This is a genomic window from uncultured Chitinophaga sp., assembly GCF_937874145.1.
Classification (GTDB): domain Bacteria; phylum Bacteroidota; class Bacteroidia; order Chitinophagales; family Chitinophagaceae; genus Chitinophaga.
The window spans coordinates 1-18,758 of record NZ_CALNBI010000194.1 but is presented as its reverse complement, the minus strand read 5'-3'; the positions used below and the strand labels follow the sequence as shown (position 1 = coordinate 18,758).

Genomic DNA, 18,758 nt, shown 5'->3' with positions numbered 1-18,758 from the left:
GGCGGCGTGCCTGCGCGGGCATGTGTGCTGAAAGACAAGCCGATCTGGGCTTTCCATAATGCAGATGATATGACGGTGAGCGTTCAGCAGTCGCGGGACATGGTGAAGGCGATCCGGGATTGTGGCGGAACATTGGTGAAATACACGGAAAACCCCACAGGCGGCCATGATTCGTGGACGAAGGCCTATAATGACCCGGCGTTGTACACCTGGTTAAACCAGTATACCATAAAATAGCAGTAAAAAAGCAAACGATATTTACCCGCGGCCATTGGCCCGCGGGTTTTTTCATGCCTTTACGCGTAGGCGGCGGGCCGTATGTCGATGGCTTTCAGCTGTAGGGTGGTATTGCCGTTCCATTCGTTTTCCTCCACGGTAAACACCATATCAAAAGGTTTTTTGCCGGCGATGTAGTCGAATTTATCGGCCATGAAAAATCCGATGCCTGAAAACGGGGTGCCGTTGCGCTGGCGGACGGAAAGCTTGATGTGCTCGTCTTTCACGATGCGGGAAAACCCGGTGTCGGTGAGGTTGCGGGCCAGGAATATGGGCCGCAGGTTTTCGGGGCCCAGCGGTTCGAACTGGCGGAGGATATTATAGAAAGCGGGTGTGAGGTCGGAAAGCCACACTTCGGAATCTATGACGATTTCGGGAATGAGGAGGTCGGGGCTGATGGTAGCGGAAACCACGGCCTCGAAGCGTTCCTGGAAGGCAGGGACATTCTCGGGTTTGAGGGTCATGCCGGCGGCGTAGAAGTGCCCGCCGTAGTTTTCCAGGAGGTCTTTGCACTGGTGGATCGCTTCGTACACGTTGAACCCGGATACGGAGCGGGCAGAGCCGGCCACTTTATCGTTGCTCTGGGTGAGGATGATGGTGGGCCGGTAGAAATATTTATCGATAAGCCGCGACGCTACGATGCCGACCACGCCTTTGTGCCAGTGTGGCTGGAAGAGGACGGTGGACTTCCGTGCGATCATGCCGGCGTCGTTCTGGATGATGCTTACGGCTTCCTGGGTGATGCTCATGTCGATGCCTTTCCTTTCCTGGTTGTCCCCATGTAGCATTTCTGCGATGGCGAGGGCCTTTTCATCGTCTTTTTCCATGAAGAGGTTGACGGCTTTGCGGGCATCGTCCATCCTTCCTGCGGCGTTTACGCGCGGGGCGATTACGAATACGAGGTTGGAAGTGGTGAGTTTTTCCTTCAGGTTGCTGAGGGAGAGGAGGGCTTTGATGCCGGGCGAGGGCAGTTCGTTGACTTGTTTAAGGCCATGGAAGGCGAGCACGCGGTTTTCGCCGGTCATGGGCACGATGTCGGCCGCGATGCTGGTGGCAACGAGGTCGAGGTACTGGTACACATCGGCCATGGGGAGGCCTTTTTTTTGTGCGAGGGCGCTGATGAGTTTAAACCCGATCCCGCAGCCGGAGAGCTCCTTGTAAGGATAGGGGCAGTCTTCCTGCTTGGGATTGAGAATGGCCACGGCCGGGGGCAGGATGGCATCCGGGAGGTGGTGGTCGCAGATGATGAAATCGATGCCGAGTTCCGCGGCGTGCGCGATATAATCGATGGATTTGATGCCGCAGTCGAGCGCGATGATCAGGCTGAAGTCGTTATCGCGCGCATATTCGATGCCCTGCATGGAGATGCCGTATCCCTCGCGGTATCGGTGCGGTATATAGAATTCGATATTGTCGTACAGTTGTTGGAGGAAGCCGTATACGGTGGCGACGGCGGTGGTGCCGTCCACGTCGTAATCGCCGTACACGAGGATTTTTTCGCGGCGGAAGAAAGCTTCTTCGAGCCGGGAAACTGCTTTGTCCATATCCTTCATGAGCCAGGGATCGTGGAGATCGTCCAGCGACGGCCTGAAGAAATGGCGTGCTTCTTCAAATTTCAGAATCCCTCTTTGTACCAGTAAGCGGCATAGTATGGGATGGATTTTTAAAGCTGCCTGGAGCTGCTGCTCCTGTGATGGTTGATATTTCTTTACTGTCCAGCGTTTCTGCATGCAATTGTATTATAGGGAAGAATCCCGCGGATCTGGCTGAATCCGGTTGTAATATAATGATGATTGCCGTATTTCTGCCAAATGCGGGAAATTCTCCGAAAAAAGGAGAAAGCGGAACTAGAATTTGCGATCTGTGGTAAAGCGTACGAGGGATTCCAGTCCTTTCCGGATGTCGTTATCCGGGAAAGTGTGCAGGATGGCGAGGGCTTCGTCGCGGTACTGGAACATTTTTTCGCGGGTGTATTCGATGCCGCCGCTTTCGTTGACCATGGCGATGACTTCGTTGACGCGTTCCTTATCTTTATTGTGATTTTTCACAATGTTGATGATTTTCCTTCTTTTTTCGGGGGATGCGTGCTGGAGGGTGTAGATGAGGGGGAGGGTCATTTTCTTTTCCCGGATATCGATGCCGGTGGGTTTGCCGATGTTGGCGGTACCGTAATCGAAGAGGTCGTCCTTGATCTGGAAGGCGACGCCGACTTTTTCGCCGAAGAGGCGCATTTGTTCGGTGGTGTGATCGTCGGCCGTGGTGCTCCAGGCGCCGGCTGCGCAGGCGGAGGCGAGGAGGGATGCGGTTTTGCGGCGGATGATTTCGAAGTAGATATCTTCTTTAATATCGAGTTTGCGGGTTTTTTCGATCTGGAGGAGTTCGCCTTCCGACATTTCCTTCACGGCCTGGGAGAGGATCTCGAGGCTGCGGAATTCTTTGTTGGTAACGGAGAGGAGGAGACCTTTGGAGAGGAGGTAATCTCCGACTAGGACGGCTATCTTATTCTTCCATAAAGCGTTGATAGAGAAGAAGCCGCGGCGTTCCAGGGAGTCATCTACGACGTCGTCGTGCACGAGTGTGGCGGTATGGAGTAATTCTACCAGTGCGGCTGCGCGGTAGGTGTTTTCATTGATGCTTTCGGCGAACAGCCTTGCGGAGAGGAGGACGAACATCGGCCGGATCTGTTTGCCTTTTCGCTTTACGATATAGTGCATGATCCGGTCGAGGAGGGGAACATGACTTTTTACGGCCTCTGCAAACTTACCCTCGAAATCGTGTAATTCCTTTCCAATCAGTTGTTTAATTTCCTCCATGCTATTAATAAAAAGGTACGCTAAGCTAGGCCTAAAATCGGACATTTTGCAAATTTGGCCCCGAATTTGTATACATTAGCTGGATGTTCTTTAAATTAGCGTTTAATATTGAAGCAGTTATCAATGCAAATAAAATCGCAAGAAAAATTTGTATATTCATTTAGGATTTTTACCTTTGCTTGGTAAAAAACGCGTTAATTGTAAAATCTTTAACAGTTTTTAAATAAAAAACAATTATGGCAAGCAAAAAGTACTTACTACTGGCAGGTGCAATGTCCGCTCTGGCTGCATCTCCTGGTTTTGCGCAGGTTAAGCCCACATATGATGCCCTGGACTCCTCAAAAGTTTCGGCTAAGAATATGGCGCAATTCAACAGCTTCAGAAACAACCAGTCTGACTACCCCGCAAAACCCCGTAGCATGTGGGAACTCGGTTTCCATGGCGGCTACCACTTCATTCAAGGCGACGTATCCGCTCTGCCTGGTTTCGGTGGCGGTATCTCTCTGAGAAAAGCCCTCGGCCACACGTTCTCCGTGAGAGCTGAATATACCGGTTCTTTCGATTACGGTCTGGACTATCAGCTGAAACCGACAATCGCAGCTGGCGGTATCAATCCCTGGGGCGCAACTGCAGCTGCAAACGGCGGCAGAATCGTTCCGAACTACAAAACGGCAACCCACCAGGTATCTCTGGACTTCATCGCCTCCCTCAGCAACATCCTGTTCTACAAGGCACAGCCTAAAGTTAACTGGTATGTACTCGCTGGTTACGGCCTGATGCTGGCAGACGTTGACGTTGACGCGCTGAACGAAAGCGGTGCAGCTTACAACTACGGCTCCATCGACTTCACCCGTAAGAAGAAAGACATCCGTAAAGACCTGAAGGACTTCTACGACCGCAAATACGAGCAAAACGCTCCGAACCAGGGTAACCGCGTTCAGATCGGCCGTAAAGACGAAAACCAACTCCTCCGTCACGCACTGAACGTAGGTACTGGTATCGCCTTCAAAGTGTCTAAACGCTTTAACATCGGTATCGAAGAAAAAATCACCCTGCCCTTCGACGATTATCTGGACGGTTACACCGCAGGTGCGTACGACAAGAGCAACGATTTCTTCTCTTACACCAGCGTTCGCCTGAACTTCAACCTGGGTAATCCCAACAAACGCGTAGAACCGCTCTGGTGGGTTAACCCGCTGGATTTCGCCTACAACGAGCTGAACAGCCCCCGTCGTATGAAACTGCCGGCTCCCGTACTGCCTGATGCTGATGGCGACGGCGTAACCGACCAGTTCGACCGCGAACCCAACACCCCCGCCGGTGCTCCTGTTGACACTCACGGTGTAGCTAAAGATACCGATGGTGACGGCGTTCCCGACTACAAAGACAAACAACTCATCACTCCGACCTACTGCTTCCCTGTTGACGCTGACGGTGTAGGCAAATGCCCGGATCCTGAGTGCTGCAAAAACCTTCCCACTGTAACCTGCGCAACCCTGGTATTCCCCAGCGTTTCCTTCAAAGGTTCCACTACCAAGGTTTCTTCTGAAAACGAAGCTATCCTGAGCAGCGTGGCTAACACCCTCCGTTCCAACCCCTCCTGCAACATCCTGGTTACCGGCCACGCTGGTGCCAAAGGCAAGAAAGGTGGTGTTGACCTGAGCAGCCGCCGCGTTGACGCAGTGATCGACTACCTCGCTGAAAAACAAGGTATCGACCGCGGTCGCTTCATCAAACAAAACACTCCTGGCGACGCTGGTACCGTGGATCTGAATCCCGCTAACTAATACCTCGCCAAGGTAAATAACGAAAAGAGGCTGTCTGCAAAGACAGCCTCTTTTTTTATTGCTGTTTTCCCCGTTATTTTTTTCCCGCCGTGAACCCCCGGGCCCCCATCCCCGTTTTATTTACAACGCGTTTTTTACTTCTTGCAAATCCTGATTATTTATCACTAAATTTGACCAGCCTAAACTTCATATCGTATTTAGCGTGGTAAAAGATTTCAATAAAGCTACCCTCGCAGGCATTATCGTCGCGCTGGGTATCATCTACGGCGATATCGGTACTTCTCCGCTCTACGTATTCAAAGCCATTGTCGGAACCAACGAAATCGAAGAACTGCTCGTCATCGGCGGTATCTCCTGCATTATCTGGACCCTCACCCTCCAAACCACCGTTAAATACGTTATCCTTACCCTCAAGGCGGATAACAAAGGCGAAGGAGGCATCTTTTCCCTCTACGCCCTCGTCCGGCGGCACGGCAAATGGACCGTCATCTTCGGCATGATCGGCGGCGCGGCCCTCCTGGCAGACGGCATCATCACACCGCCCATTACCGTCACATCGGCCGTCGAAGGTTTGCGAACGCTACCTGTTTTCAAAGACCTGGGCACCAATACCATCGTCGAAATCGTTGTGCTGATCATTTCCGGCCTGTTCTTCATGCAACAGTTCGGCACCAAATCGATCGGCAAACTCTTCGGCCCGATCATGGTGATCTGGTTCGGGATGCTCGCCATCCTGGGCATCATGCACATCGCCGACGACCTCTCCGTACTTAAAGCCTTCAATCCATATTACGCCGTCAAGCTCCTGATGCAGTATCCCCACGGATTCCTGCTGCTGGGGGCCGTATTCCTCTGTACCACCGGGGCCGAGGCGCTCTATTCCGACCTCGGGCACGTGGGCCGCGGCAATATCCGCGTTTCCTGGATCTGGGTGAAAGCTTCCCTCATCCTCAACTACCTCGGGCAGGGCGCCTGGCTGCTCACACAGGAAGGCAAAACCCTCAATGGTGAGAACCCCTTTTTCCTCATCATGCCCGAAGGGTTCGTGATTTTCGGCGTGCTCATCGCCACCATCGCATCCGTGATCGCATCTCAGGCCCTCATTTCAGGCTCTTTTACCCTGATCTCGGAAGCCATGCGCCTCAACCTCTGGCCCAAACTCAAAATCAACTACCCGACCGAACAGCGCGGCCAACTCTTTATACCCGGCATCAACCTCATGCTGTTTGTGGGTTGTATTTCCATTGTATTGATATTCAGGGAGTCCGGGAAGATGGAGGCGGCTTATGGACTGTCCATCACGCTATGCATGCTCATGACCTCCTGCCTGTTCGCATTTTACCTCTACACCCGCCGGGTGAAGCTTTGGTGGATCGGGATATACCTGGCCGTTTATCTCACCATCGAGTTTTCCTTCCTTTTCGCCAACCTTACCAAATTCACGCACGGCGGCTATGTTACGGTGATAGTGGGCGGCGCGCTGTTCCTCGTCATGTATGCCTGGTTCCGCTCCCGGAAGATCAAGAACCGGTATGTGGAATTCGTGCGGCTTGAAGATTACCTGCCGATCCTGCAGGAGCTCAGTAACGACTCGTCCATCCCGAAATACGCCACGCACCTCGTATACATGAGCAGCGCCGATAACCCGAAGGAAATCGAGCATAAAATCATCTATTCCGTCCTTAATAAAAAGCCCAAACGTGCTGATATTTACTGGTTTGTGCATGTGGACGTGGTGGATGAGCCCTATCTCAGCGAATACACCGTGCAAACCATCATCCCCAACGAAGTGATCCGCGTGGAATTCCGCCTGGGTTTCAGGGTGGAGCAGCGTATCAACCTCATGTTCAGAATGGTGGTGGAAGATATGGTACGCAACAAGGAAGTGAATATCACCAGCCGCTACGAATCGCTCAGCAAAAACAATGTGGTGGGGGATTTCCAGTTTATCGTCATGGAGAAATTCCTCTCGCACGACAACGATTTGCCCCTGCACGAGCGGATTATCATGCGTATCTATTTCATGCTGAAGAAGATAGGGCTGTCGGAAGAACGGGGTTTTGGCCTGGATTCCAGCTACGTGACCATCGAGAAGTTCCCGCTGGTAGTGGCCCCTGTTACCAATCTGCAGCTGAAAAGAGTGGCCGACCGGTATAGATTTGATGACTGACGGTTTGCATCGATGAGAAGCGCGTCTTATATTGTGAGCTTGCTTCAATCTGCAATTCGTCAATGTTATGATAAGACAACTACTCGCTGCCGGGTTCCTGGTGGCAACTTCCATTACCGCGTTCGGTCAGAACGGTATTTCATCCGATTTTACGGAGATTAAAGACTGGCGGCAGGTAGACCCTGCGGCCTGGAGCGGCATCCGCCCCGGCACCCATGTTCAGTTCGGCAGCGCCGACCTCCGGTACGACAAGCTTTTCGCCCCCGAAGCTTCCAGCCTCAGCTCGTCCTGGAGCGGTCACGCCTGGAAAAACGAAAAGATCCACACCCAGTTCGTGATCTACACCACCCAGGCGCAACCCGGCGTCACCATCAGTTCATCCGCTCTTTCAGACGGGAAAGGCAACACCATCCCCGCTACTGCCGTTTCCACCGGTTTCCTGCGGTATGTGATGACCGACGAGCTAAACAGCGAGGGCGGCGGTTGCGGACATCGCAATCCCGCAGACTTCGACTCTTCCCTGGTGGCCGACGCGATAGATTTCAAATCTTCCATGAATATCGCGGCCAATACCACCCAGCCCGTATGGCTCAGCATCAAGGTGCCGGCCCAGGCCGCCGCAGGTACTTACAAGGGCACCGTGACCGTTAAAAACAACAAAGGCGTCTCCCTCAAGACCCTCGCATACAACGTTACCGTCAACTCCCGCACGCTCCCCGACGCCAAAGACTGGAGCTACCACCTGGACCTCTGGCAGAGCCCATACGCCGTATCGCGCTACTACAATGTAAAACCCTTCAGCAAAGAGCATTTCGACGCCATGCGGCCTTATATGACCCAATTGGCGGGCATCGGGCAGAAGGTGATCACCGCCAGCATCATCTACGACCCATGGAACAGCCAGACCGAAGATATTTACGGCGATATGGTGAAGTGGACCAGGAAGCGCGACGGCTCCTGGACATACGATTACACCGAGTTCGACAAATGGGTGGAATTCATGATGGATTGCGGTGTCACCAAACAGATCGCCTGTTACAGCATGATCCCCTGGAACCTGAAATTCTACTATTACGACGAAGCCACCGGCAAAATGACCCACATCGTCGCCAAACCCGGCTCCGCTGAATACGACGCCCACTGGCGCCCCATGCTGGCCGATTTTGCAAAGCACCTGAAGCAAAAAGGCTGGTTCGATATCACCTGCATCGCGATGGACGAACGCCCCATGGAAGCCATGCAGGCCGCCATCAAGCTGATCCGCAGCGTGGACAAGGATTTCAAAGTATCGCTGGCGGGCAACTACCACAAAGAGCTCGTGAACGATATTTACGATTACTGCGTGGCGATCGGGCAGGACTTCACCGCCGAAGAGCGCGCTATGCGCTTCAGCAAAGGCTGGCCTACCACGTATTACACCTGTTGCACCGAAGGCTTCCCGAATACCTTCACTTTCTCCCCGCCGGCGGAATCCGCATGGCTGGGCTGGTATGCGGCGGCTAAAGATTACAAAGGCTACCTCCGCTGGGCGTACAACTGCTGGGTGAAAGATCCGCTCCGCGATTCCCGCTTCCGCACCTGGGCCGCCGGCGACACATACCTGGTTTACCCCGGTCCCCGTACGTCCATCCGTTTAGAGCGGCTGACGGAAGGCATCCAGACGTATGAGAAAATCCAGATCCTGAAAAAGGAAGGCAAAGGCCCTCAGCTGGAGAAAGTGCTGAAGACGTTCGAATGGAACCGCCTGAAGCAGAAATCCGCGGCCGATATGGTGAATACCGCCGCTGCTGTGCTGAACAGCCTGTAAGTTTTGCAGAAGATATATCCGCATAAAAAAATCCTCCGAAGAATCGGAGGATTTTTTTTAACACAACTAAAAAACAATCAAACTAATATCATCTTAAAATTCATCAATCGGGCTTTTTCCCGTCGAGAAAAGTGTTAATCGTATTGATTTCGGCCTGGTTTTCACCGTTCTGGCCGATGGTGTAGCTGGAGTAGAAGTGCTCGGCGGAGCCGGCGCCATTGTCCAGGTCGATGTTCCGGCGCAGGTAAGCGGGGATGTTTTCGATTTCCTGGTTGTTATCCATGTTCTTCACGTTGAAGCTGATGCTGCGGAGCTTGGCTACGCGCTCGAGCTGTTTTCTCTTCTGCTCGTCGGCCTGGTCGTCGTGCAGCTGTTGGGGCTGCGGGGGAGGAGCGGGCGTTTCGGCTGCTTCTTCCTTATACACCATTTTCATTTCATCCTGCTGGTTGTTGGTGCTCACCGGTTCCACGTAGATGTTGGAAGGGCGGTTGAGGTAACCACCGGAGCCTGCGTTGGTAGCGGGTTTCGGCTGTACGGGCTGCGGTTGCGGTTGCGGCTGGGGTGCTGCCTGGGCTTGCGGTGCGGCGGGCTCTACGGGCTCGATGTTGAGCGTGTAGGTCTCGCGCTCCGGTTGCTGGGGAGCCGGGGGCAGGAAGGATGCGGCACTGGCCGGGTGGGTAACCGTAGGTTCCACGAGGCGGGGCGCCATTACGTCGAGGATTTCAGGTTCGTCGTCGGAAAAAAGCGTAGCCTGGTTGTGCATCTTCTTTTCTTCGCCGTCGCCGCCGAGGGTCATCACGATTTTAGGTTCTTCTTTCGGTTCGGCCGAAGGAGTCGCCTGTTGTTGTTGCTTCGCCTGGCGGATGGGGTTTTGCTCAAAGCCGGTGGCGATGATCGTAACGCCGAGATTCTGATCAAGCGACTGGTCGTAACCCACACCGAGGATCACGTCGCAATCTTCGCCGGCCATGCTTTGCACGTATGCCTGGATGATATCCATTTCATCGAGCGTATGCTCGAATTCGCCTTCGGCGGAAGAGATATTGATAAGGATCCATTTGGCGCCTTTGATATCGTTGTCGTTCAGCAGCGGGGAAGTCAGCGCGTCTTCGATCGCTCTCTGCGCGCGGTTTTCGCCGTCAGCCACGGCAGAGCCGAGGATGGCTACGCCGCCGTTGCGCATCACCGTGCATACATCGGCGAAATCGACGTTGATCTGGCCGGTGGAGTTGATAACGTCGGTGATACATTTGGCTGCCGTTGCCAGGACGTTATCCGCTTTTTCGAATGCGGCCTTGAATTTCAGGTCGCCGAATTTCTGGCGGAGCTTGTCGTTGGATATGATCAGCAATGTGTCTACGTAATCTTTCAGGCGGTTGATGCCTTCTTCGGCCTGCAGCATTCTCTTTTTCCCTTCGTAAGAAAAAGGAGTGGTGACGATGCCCACGGTGAGGATGCCCAGTTCCTTGCATATTTTGGCGATAATGGGAGCGCCGCCGGTGCCGGTGCCGCCGCCCATACCTGCGGTGATGAACGCCATTTTGGTGTTCACCTCCAGTATTTTTTTAATTTCTTCAAATGATTCTTCCGTTGCCTGCTCGCCGATCCGGGGATTGGCGCCGGCTCCGAGCCCCTGCGTCAGATGCGGTCCCAGCTGTACCTTGTTGGGTACGGGGCTGTTTGCAATAGCCTGTGCGTCGGTATTGCAAATAATGAAGTTCACCCCTTCGATGTTCTGACTGAACATGTGGTTGACCGCATTGCTTCCTCCGCCACCAATGCCTATCACCTTGATGATGGAAGATTTTTCCTTTGGAAGATCAAAATGTATCATGACTCTAGCTCTTTATATGGGTTAGTATTAGTGGTGTACCGTATCCTACGTTACTCTTTGATCGTTTTTTATGTGAATCTTAATGAATTGCAACAATCAAGCCGAAACCTTTACAGCTTGGCGTCTTCTTCTTCCGTGAACATGTCGATGATCTTTGTTTTCATCCTGTCCAGGAACCCTTTGAGGGAAGCGTTGCGCTCGCGGGACTTACGGTCCTGGCGTGCATCCGCTGTTTCTTCTTCCGCTTCTTCTTCCATCCACTCGTCTCCGGACTCGGCCTGGCGGGCCACTCTTTCCTTCGCGAAGTAGCTGGTGTTGATTTTCACGTAATTCTCCTCCAGTGCGCGGCGATCGTTCTCGTAGTCGTTGTAGCCTTTGAGAATGAGCCCCACACAGGTGGCGTACATGGGCTTCGTCAGCTCGTCGGTATGACCGCTGGCGAGGTGCTCGTTCGGGTAACCGATGCGGGCGCTCACGCCGGTGGTGTACTCCGTCAGCTGGATGAGGTGTTTCAGCTGGGAACCGCCGCCGGTCAGGATGATGCCGCCGTTGAGCATCTTGTTGTCCATGCCGATCTGTTTCAGGTGGTACACCACGAAATCAAGGATCTCGCTCATGCGCGCCTGGATGATGTGTGCCAGGTTCTTCACGGAGATCTCTTTCGGGCTCTGGCCGCGCAGTCCGGGGATGGTGATGTAGGCGTTGTTCTTGGCTTCGTCCGCAAGGGCGTAACCGAACTGCACCTTCATCTGCTCCGCCTGGGTCTTCAGCACGCCAAGACCGTTCTTGATATCGTTGGTAATATTTTCGCCGCCGTACGGGATCACAGCGGTATGTTTCAGGACGCCTTCATAGAAAACAGCCAGGTCGGTGGTACCGCCACCGATGTCTACAATCGCAACTCCGGCTTCGAAATCCATGTCGCACATAACGGCCGCGGCGGATGCCAGGGGCTGGAGCACCAGGTCTTTAATACGAAGACCGGATTTCTCCACGCTGCGGTTGATATTGCGGATGGCGTTCTTGTCGCCGGTAATGATGTGGAAATTCGCACCCACTTTCACACCGCTCATCCCGATGGGATAGGTGATGTTCTGCAGGGCGTCCACGATGTACTGCTGCGGGATCACGTCAATGATCTGGTCGCTGGCAGGAATAACCGTTTTATACTGATCGTTGATCAGCTGGTCAATGTCTTTCTGGGAGATCTCTGCGTCGGTATCGTTCCGGACGATGTCTCCCCGGGTCTGCAAACTTTTGATATGATGGCCTGCGATGCCTACATACACCTCGTTGATCTCGAGGTTGGGATTGGATGCATAGCAGTTTTCCAGCGCCTGTCTGATGGCTTTGATTGTCTGATCGATGTTCAGTACCATACCGTGCTGTACACCGAAAGATGGGGCTTTACCGAATCCGAGGATTTCCAATTTCCCGTATTCATTCTTCCTTCCTGCGATGGCTGCTATCTTCGTGGTTCCAATGTCGAGACCTACAATGATGGGAGCTTCCTGATTCATGGTTCTTTATTGTTTTTAGTTGCGATTACGTTGATTAGGTTTCTGATATACTGCCCGCGGTTGTTGCCGGTCGCCACCTGATGGCCTGGACGTTTTCTTTGGGGCAGGTTTTGCAGCGGCTTTTACCGGCTTTTTCGCCGGTTGCTTGTCCGCAGATTTGGAAGGTGCCGCCGCCACGGGCGCCGCCGTAGCGGCATGGTCATCGTCGGCTGCCGCAATATCGGCCGCCGTCGAATCTTTGTACATGGGCGGAGGAGGCGCGCTCTTACCGTCTCTTCTCGTTCCGATCACCTGGTCTTTGAACGCTATGTTGAGGCGGGTGTAGGTGTTCCATCCCGCCTTGCTGAGGCCGTCTTTGTAAAAGACAAGCAGGCGGTCGAATTTGTTGGCTACATCCGTTCCATCTCCAAAATATACCACATGGTCGCCGAGCTTGGGAATAAACTCGAACTTCCGGTCTTCTGTAATAACTACCTGTTCCACCTGCGCATTCCAGAACGTGTCTGCCGCGATGAAAGCAGCCATGTCCCGCATCTGGGCGTAGAGCGTACTATCTTCCTTCCGGAGCTTTTGCGCGTCGGCAGGGAAGTTGGTGAAAACGGGCACCCGGGCGGAATACCTGTCCGAAACAGGGATGCGCTCGCCGTCGCCATCGAGGTAGAAGCTGTTGCCGGAAAATGTGAACACCCGGGCCAGGGGATCGCGTTGCTCCACTTCCACCTGCAGCAGGTCATTGTTGTCGATGAACAATTGCGCCGACCGGATCCAGGGATCCCGCTCCACGATCTTTTCCAACTGCGCGAGGTTAACTTCGCTGATCGGTTTGCCAGTGGGGTTGAGGGATTTATCGGCCGTGATAAGCGCTTTCACATCTTTCGAATCCACGAAGGCATTGCGGTCGTCGCCTTTCAGCGTTACGCGGATGCCTTTGCATTTGGCGCTGTCCTTGTCATTCACTGCCGCCGCTACCAGCACGGCAAAGCCCGCCAGCACGCCGGTCCAGAGGAGGACGGTCGCGATGCGCTTCATTGCCGTTTTTGTTTTCGGTTGCATGATGAATGAATGTTTTTATTGTTTGCTAATTATGTTTTTCAATGGTTCCCGCAGCAGGTCGATGTCTCCGGCCCCGGCGGTGATCAGCAGCTCCGCGGGATGTGCTTCGATCCATGCCGGTACCGCGTCTCTGTCCATAATCCTTACATCCGGCCCCTTGATCCTGTCTGCAATCATTTGCGTGGTCACGCCCTCGATGGGGAGCTCGCGCGCGGGATAGATCGGAAGAAGGATCACTTCGTCGGCCATCGACAGCGTTTCCCCGAACCCGTCCGCGAAATCGCGGGTGCGGGAGAAGAGGTGCGGCTGGAAGATCACGGTGCATTTCTTACCCCTGAACAAAGTCTTTGCGCTCGTGATGAGGGCGCGGAGCTCTTCGGGGTGGTGCGCGTAATCGTCGATATATACATGCCGGTCGTGCTTCACCAGGTATTCGAAACGCCGGCGGATGCCTTTGAAGGAAGCCACCGCGCTGCGGATCTTGTCGTTCGAAATGCCGAGGATATGCGCCACGGCTATAGCGGCCACGATGTTTTCCACGTTGTGCATGCCGCCGATCCGCAATTGCACGTTGTCGATCATCCAGTCCTGCTGCACTACGTCGAATTCATAACCGCCGTCGTCCAGCCGGATGTTGGTGGCGTAAATATCGGCGGCATCGTTCTGCAGGCTGTAATCCAGGCGGTTGTCGCCTTTCAGCTCAGCGCCGCGGTGCAGGCCGTGTTTTACCAGCAGCGTACCGTTCGGTTTGATGTTGGCGGTGTATTGAATAAATGCTTTCTCCACTTCTTCGGCGGTGCCGTAAATATCGAGGTGGTCGGGGTCCATGGCGGTGAGCACGGCGATGTCAGGGCTCAGCTTCAGGAACGAGCGGTCGTATTCGTCGGCTTCGATGACAGCTACCTGCTTTTCGCTCGACCAGAAATTCTTTCCGTAGTTGGCGCTCACGCCGCCGAGGAAGGCGTTGCAGCCGTAACCGGAGTCGCGGAGCAGGTGGGCGATCATGGTAGACACGGTGGTTTTGCCGTGCGTGCCTGCCACGGTGATGGCGAAGAGCGAGCGGGTGATCTCCTGGAGCACGTCGCTGCGTTTCACCACTTCGTAACCGTTTTCGCGGAAGTAAACGAGTTCGGTCATGGTAGCGGGGATGGCGGGGGTGTACACCACCAGCTGCGCTTCCCGGTCGATAAGCGAAACATCGTCGGTATAATGAATGCGGATGCCTTCCGCTTCGAGTTGTTGCGTAAGTTGGGTGGAGGTTCTGTCGTACCCGCTCACGGTTACTCCCTTTTCGTTGAAGTAACGGGCGATGGCCGACATGCCGATGCCTCCGATGCCTACAAAATAGATCCTATGTAATTTGTTCAAATCCATCCTGTTACTTTATCAGCCCGAGCACTGCGCGGGCGATGGTCATATCTGCGTTTTTGTTGCCCAGGGGGGCGATATTGGTTTCGAGCTGTTGCATGAGCGCTTTGTTCTGCACGAGGCTCAGGGCTTCGTTGGCCAGCCTGGCGCCCGCCTGGGCGTCCGGGATGAGCAGTGCGGCGTTCTTGTGCACGAGGCTCTCTGCGTTTTTGGTCTGGTGGTCTTCGGCCGCAAACGGGTAGGGCACGAAGATCACGGGTTTCTGCGCCACACAGAGCTCCGCGATGGCGAGGGCGCCTGCGCGGGAGATGACGGCGTCGGCTGCCTTGTAGGCAAAGTCCATGACATTGATGAAGTCGAAGACTTTGACATGTGTAGCATAGGGCGCCGCGGCGGATTTGGCGGTTTCGTAATACAGCTTTCCGGTCTGCCAGATGAGCTGCACGTCTTTATTCACGAAATCCGCCAGGCGGGGCAGGAGGGCTTCGTTGATAGACTTCGCTCCCAGGCTTCCGCCTACTGCAAACACGGTGGGCTTGCCCATCATGAGGCCGAAGTGGCGCATCGCTTCTTCTTTGGTAACGGCGCTCTGCGTGATGGACCCGCGCACCGGGTTGCCGGTGTATAATATTTTATCGGCGGGGAAGAAGGATTGCATGCCTTCGTAGCCGACGCAGATGACGTGGGCCTTCCTGCCGAGGATCTTATTGCTTTTGCCCGCATAGGAATTCTGTTCCTGGATGAGGGTGGGGATACCCATTTTCTGCGCTTTCCGCAGGATGGGGAAGGACGCGTATCCGCCCACGCCCACGACCGCGTCCGGCTGGAAGCGGCGGAGGATATTGCGCGCCTGGCGGAGGCTTTTGAGCAGCTTGAAGGGCAGTAATATGTTTTTGAAGATATTGCTGCGGTTGAAGCCGGCGATCTCAAGGCCTTCGATGGGATATCCTGCCTGGGGGACTTTCTCCATTTCCATTTTCCCTTTGGCGCCTACAAACAGGATCTCCGCATCCGCTTCGATCTTGCGGATGGCATTGGCGATGGCGATTGCGGGGAAGATGTGCCCCCCGGTTCCGCCGCCTGCTATGATAATCCTGTGTGCCAAATTCAAAATGATTTATATGATTATGCGGCCACTGCCTGGGCAGCTACCGCTTGTTTTTGTTCTGCTTCCTCCACATGCCGCGATACGCTGAGGATGATGCCGATGGATAAACTGGTGAAGATCACCGAAGACCCGCCCATGCTTACCAGTGGCAGCGTCAGCCCCGTTACGGGTAACAGGTTCACGTTCACTGCCATATGCATCAACGCCTGTATCACCAATGTTACGCTCAGGCCCAGTGCCAGGAACGCGCCGAAGGCATACGGACAATTCTTAAAAATCCGGATACTTCTGAGGAGTAAAATGAGGTAAGCGGCCATCACCAAAAAGGCGCCAAAGATACCATACTCTTCAAGAATTATCGCAAAAATAAAATCGGAATACGGGTGCGGAAGAAAATTTCTCGCCGTACTGTTTCCGGGCCCTTTTCCCAGCAATCCGCCATTCACGATGCCAATCTTCGCCTGCTGCACCTGGTAGGGCTCTTCATGCGTTTCGGTAGACGTAAAACTCTCGATCCTGTTCAGCCATGTTTTGGTACGGCCTTCCATTCCCGTGAACTTCGCGATCCCGAACATCAGCACCACCAGCACCAGTCCAGCACCTACCATGCCCGCCAGGAATTTCAACGGCACCCGGCCGATGAAACACAACAGCATGCAGCTGGCCCCGAGCAACAGGGCGGTCGACATGTTCGCGGGCATGATCAGTCCGCAGATGATGGCCACCGGCAGGATGATGGGCAGGAATCCCTTCCGGAAATCCTCTATCACTCCCTGCTTTTTGGACAACTGCCGCGCCACGTACATGAACAACGCGAGCTTCGCAATGTCCGACGTCTGGAACGTGAGGTTGATCACCGGCAGCCTGATCCAGCGGCTCGCATCGTTGAAGTTGGAACCGAAGGCCAGCGTATACACCAGCAGCGGGATCGATAACAGGAACCCGATCTGCGCCACCCGGGAGTAAATCGTATAATTCACCCGGTGGGCGAAATAAATGATCAGGATCCCGAGGATCAATACCGACAGCTGTTTGAACAGGTAGTATTCCGTATGCCCGCTGTAAACGCGGTATGCCAAAGAGCCTGTAGAACTGTAAACAGCCAGTAAGCTTACCGCAGACAGGAAGAACACGATCGTCCATATCACCTTGTCGCCTTTCGTCTTTTGAAGCAGGTTGTTCACGATGTTCCGTTTTTTAATTGTTAGAGTGCTCTCACCGCATCCTTGAAGCTGCGGCCTCTTTCTTCATAATTGCTGAAGAGGTCGAAGCTCGCGCAGGCGGGGGAGAGTAATACCACGTCACCTTTGCTGGCCAGGTTGAATGCCTGGCCGACAGCGTCTTGCATGTTGTCGGTATTCACCATCACTTCCATGTCTTTGGACAGTGCTTCGTGAATGGGGCGGTTGTCTACGCCCAGGCAAACGATCGCTTTCACTTTCTCACGAACCAGTTCGCGGATGGCATCGTAATCGTTCCCTTTGTCCACGCCGCCCATGATCAGGATAACGGGCCGCTCCATGCTTTCGAGAGCGAACCATACGCTGTTCACGTTGGTGGCTTTGCTATCGTTGATAAAATCCACTCCGCGCACGGTGGCTACGTATTCCATCCTGTGTTCCAGGCTGGAGAACGTGCTGAGGCTTTCCCGGATCTTTTCTTTCCGGATATCCATCGTGCGGCCTGCAATCCCTGCTGCCATCGAATTATACAGATTATGCTTACCTTTTAATGCCAGATCGTAAATCGACAAAATTGCTGGTTCTTCTTCCTTCACCTGAATGTTCAGCTGGTCGTTCGCTATGAATCCACCTTCTTTCAATTGTTCCATAATGCTAAAAGGTATTGTTGTAGAATAAATGGGTTTCTTGGCCAAATGTTCCCGGATCACCGGGTCGTCTATACAGTAAATAAAATAGTCTTCTTTCGTCTGGTTCATCGCGATGCGGAACTTGCTTTCCACGTAATTCTCCATCCTGTAATCATACCGGTCGAGGTGATCGGGGGTGATGTTGAGAAGGATAGCGACGTTGGGCTTGAAGTCCACAATGTCATCCAGCTGGAAGCTGCTCACTTCCACGATGTAATAATCCGCCGGATCGGTGGCCACCTGTTTGGCGTAGCTCACACCGATATTTCCCACCAGCGCGGCGTTGAGGCCGGCGGTTTTGAAAATATGATGGGTCATGGCTGTGGTGGTGCTCTTGCCGTTGCTGCCGGTGATGGCGATCACCTTGCTCGCATCCTTGCTGAAGCGCCATGCCAGCTCGATTTCCGAAATCACTTTCACCCCGCGCTCGCGCACCTTTTTCATCAGTTCCGTCTTCTCCGGGATGCCGGGCGATTTCACGATCTCGTCGGCCCCGAGGATAATATTCCAGGAGTGATGCCCCTCTTCGAAGGGGATGTGGTTCACGGCCAGTTCCTGTTTATAAAGGTCCTTGATGGCCCCACCGTCGGACACGAATACCTCGTATCCCTGCTGTTTCCCCAGCAGGGCCGCACCAATGCCGCTTTCTCCGGCTCCCAGTATGACGAGTTTATGCATCCGTTTTTTTATTATCTCATTTTCAAAGTGGCGATGGCAAATACCACGCACATGATCGTTACGATCCAGAAACGCACGGCGATCTTGCTTTCGTGATAGCCGAGCTTCTGGTAGTGGTGGTGCAGCGGGCTCATGAGGAACACGCGGCGGCCTTCTCCGTATTTGCGCTTGGTATATTTGAAATACGCCACCTGGATCATCACGCTGAGGTTCTCCACCAGGAAAACGCCGCAGAAGATCGGGATGAGCAATTCTTTTCTCACGATAATGGCCAGCGAAGCGATGATGCCACCCAGCGCAAGGCTCCCCGTATCTCCCATGAAAACCTGGGCAGGGTAAGCATTGTACCACAGGAACCCGACGCAGGCCCCCACGAACGCGGCGATGAAGATCGATAACTCGCCCAGGTTCGGTATGTACATGATATTCAGGTACTCCGCGAACTGGATGTTACCGCTCACGTAGGCAAATATC

Annotated in this window: 13 protein-coding genes and 1 pseudogene; 4 read left to right on the top strand and 10 right to left on the bottom strand. The window is 53.9% G+C overall.

The features are described from left to right. Positions 1-237 (top strand): annotated as a pseudogene (locus Q0510_RS09210) (phospholipase); the annotation flags it as partial. Between the two features lie 59 nt (positions 238-296). Here the strand turns inward: Q0510_RS09210 and recJ are convergent. After that, positions 297-2,006: a single-stranded-DNA-specific exonuclease RecJ gene (gene recJ / locus Q0510_RS09205; RefSeq protein ID WP_298710280.1), complete on the bottom strand. Its 1,710-nt coding sequence runs from the start codon at positions 2,004-2,006 to the stop codon at positions 297-299. 117 nt (positions 2,007-2,123) lie between these two features. After that, complete coding sequence (locus tag Q0510_RS09200; protein WP_298710278.1) at positions 2,124-3,089, bottom strand: polyprenyl synthetase family protein; 966 nt, start codon at positions 3,087-3,089, stop codon at positions 2,124-2,126. A gap of 419 nt (positions 3,090-3,508) precedes the next feature. On the opposite strand from Q0510_RS09200, the gene Q0510_RS09195 reads away from it, so the two are divergent. From Q0510_RS09195 to Q0510_RS09185, 3 genes are all read left to right on the top strand, one after another. Then, on the top strand, positions 3,509-4,876 hold the full coding sequence (locus Q0510_RS09195) for an OmpA family protein (RefSeq protein WP_298710276.1): 1,368 nt from the start codon (positions 3,509-3,511) through the stop codon (positions 4,874-4,876). A gap of 202 nt (positions 4,877-5,078) precedes the next feature. Further along, positions 5,079-7,046, top strand: coding sequence for a KUP/HAK/KT family potassium transporter (locus Q0510_RS09190; RefSeq protein WP_298710274.1), 1,968 nt, complete (start codon positions 5,079-5,081; stop codon positions 7,044-7,046). 67 nt (positions 7,047-7,113) lie between these two features. Beyond that, positions 7,114-8,853, top strand: coding sequence for a glycoside hydrolase domain-containing protein (locus tag Q0510_RS09185; protein WP_298710272.1), 1,740 nt, complete (start codon positions 7,114-7,116; stop codon positions 8,851-8,853). 103 nt (positions 8,854-8,956) lie between these two features. Here the strand turns inward: Q0510_RS09185 and ftsZ are convergent, their stop codons facing one another. The 8 genes from ftsZ to mraY all read right to left on the bottom strand — a co-directional run. After that, the gene (ftsZ, locus tag Q0510_RS09180; RefSeq protein ID WP_298710269.1) at positions 8,957-10,687 is read right to left on the bottom strand and encodes a cell division protein FtsZ; all 1,731 of its coding nucleotides are present in this window, start codon (positions 10,685-10,687) and stop codon (positions 8,957-8,959) included. A 110-nt stretch (positions 10,688-10,797) separates the two neighbouring features. Continuing rightward, positions 10,798-12,207, bottom strand: a complete 1,410-nt coding sequence (gene ftsA, locus Q0510_RS09175; protein WP_298710267.1) for a cell division protein FtsA — start codon at positions 12,205-12,207, stop codon at positions 10,798-10,800. 15 nt (positions 12,208-12,222) lie between these two features. Continuing rightward, positions 12,223-13,260 (bottom strand): hypothetical protein, encoded by a 1,038-nt coding sequence (locus tag Q0510_RS09170; protein ID WP_298710266.1) that lies wholly within the window; start codon positions 13,258-13,260, stop codon positions 12,223-12,225. Positions 13,261-13,275: 15 nt separating this feature from the next. Next, positions 13,276-14,634, bottom strand: a complete 1,359-nt coding sequence (gene murC / locus Q0510_RS09165) for a UDP-N-acetylmuramate--L-alanine ligase (RefSeq protein WP_298710264.1) — start codon at positions 14,632-14,634, stop codon at positions 13,276-13,278. Between the two features lie 4 nt (positions 14,635-14,638). Then, positions 14,639-15,733 (bottom strand): undecaprenyldiphospho-muramoylpentapeptide beta-N-acetylglucosaminyltransferase, encoded by a 1,095-nt coding sequence (murG, locus tag Q0510_RS09160; protein WP_298710262.1) that lies wholly within the window; start codon positions 15,731-15,733, stop codon positions 14,639-14,641. 20 nt (positions 15,734-15,753) lie between these two features. Next, the gene (locus tag Q0510_RS09155) at positions 15,754-16,920 is read right to left on the bottom strand and encodes an FtsW/RodA/SpoVE family cell cycle protein (protein WP_298710260.1); all 1,167 of its coding nucleotides are present in this window, start codon (positions 16,918-16,920) and stop codon (positions 15,754-15,756) included. A gap of 20 nt (positions 16,921-16,940) precedes the next feature. Next, the gene (gene murD, locus Q0510_RS09150) at positions 16,941-18,284 is read right to left on the bottom strand and encodes a UDP-N-acetylmuramoyl-L-alanine--D-glutamate ligase (RefSeq protein ID WP_298710258.1); all 1,344 of its coding nucleotides are present in this window, start codon (positions 18,282-18,284) and stop codon (positions 16,941-16,943) included. An 11-nt stretch (positions 18,285-18,295) separates the two neighbouring features. After that, on the bottom strand, positions 18,296-18,758 hold a 463-nt coding region (gene mraY / locus Q0510_RS09145; RefSeq protein WP_298710256.1), incomplete at its 5' end, for a phospho-N-acetylmuramoyl-pentapeptide-transferase.

What these genes read in the sequence shown, in the direction of transcription:
- recJ (WP_298710280.1), bottom strand. Translation starts at nt 2,006, where the DNA reads ATGCAGAAACGCTGGACAGTAAAGAAATATCAACCATCACAGGAGCAG.
- Q0510_RS09200 (WP_298710278.1), bottom strand. Translation starts at nt 3,089, where the DNA reads ATGGAGGAAATTAAACAACTGATTGGAAAGGAATTACACGATTTCGAG.
- Q0510_RS09195 (WP_298710276.1), top strand. Translation starts at nt 3,509, where the DNA reads ATGTGGGAACTCGGTTTCCATGGCGGCTACCACTTCATTCAAGGCGAC.
- Q0510_RS09185 (WP_298710272.1), top strand. Translation starts at nt 7,114, where the DNA reads ATGATAAGACAACTACTCGCTGCCGGGTTCCTGGTGGCAACTTCCATT.
- ftsZ (WP_298710269.1), bottom strand. Translation starts at nt 10,687, where the DNA reads ATGATACATTTTGATCTTCCAAAGGAAAAATCTTCCATCATCAAGGTG.
- ftsA (WP_298710267.1), bottom strand. Translation starts at nt 12,207, where the DNA reads ATGAATCAGGAAGCTCCCATCATTGTAGGTCTCGACATTGGAACCACG.
- Q0510_RS09170 (WP_298710266.1), bottom strand. Translation starts at nt 13,260, where the DNA reads ATGCAACCGAAAACAAAAACGGCAATGAAGCGCATCGCGACCGTCCTC.
- murC (WP_298710264.1), bottom strand. Translation starts at nt 14,634, where the DNA reads ATGGATTTGAACAAATTACATAGGATCTATTTTGTAGGCATCGGAGGC.
- murD (WP_298710258.1), bottom strand. Translation starts at nt 18,284, where the DNA reads ATGCATAAACTCGTCATACTGGGAGCCGGAGAAAGCGGCATTGGTGCG.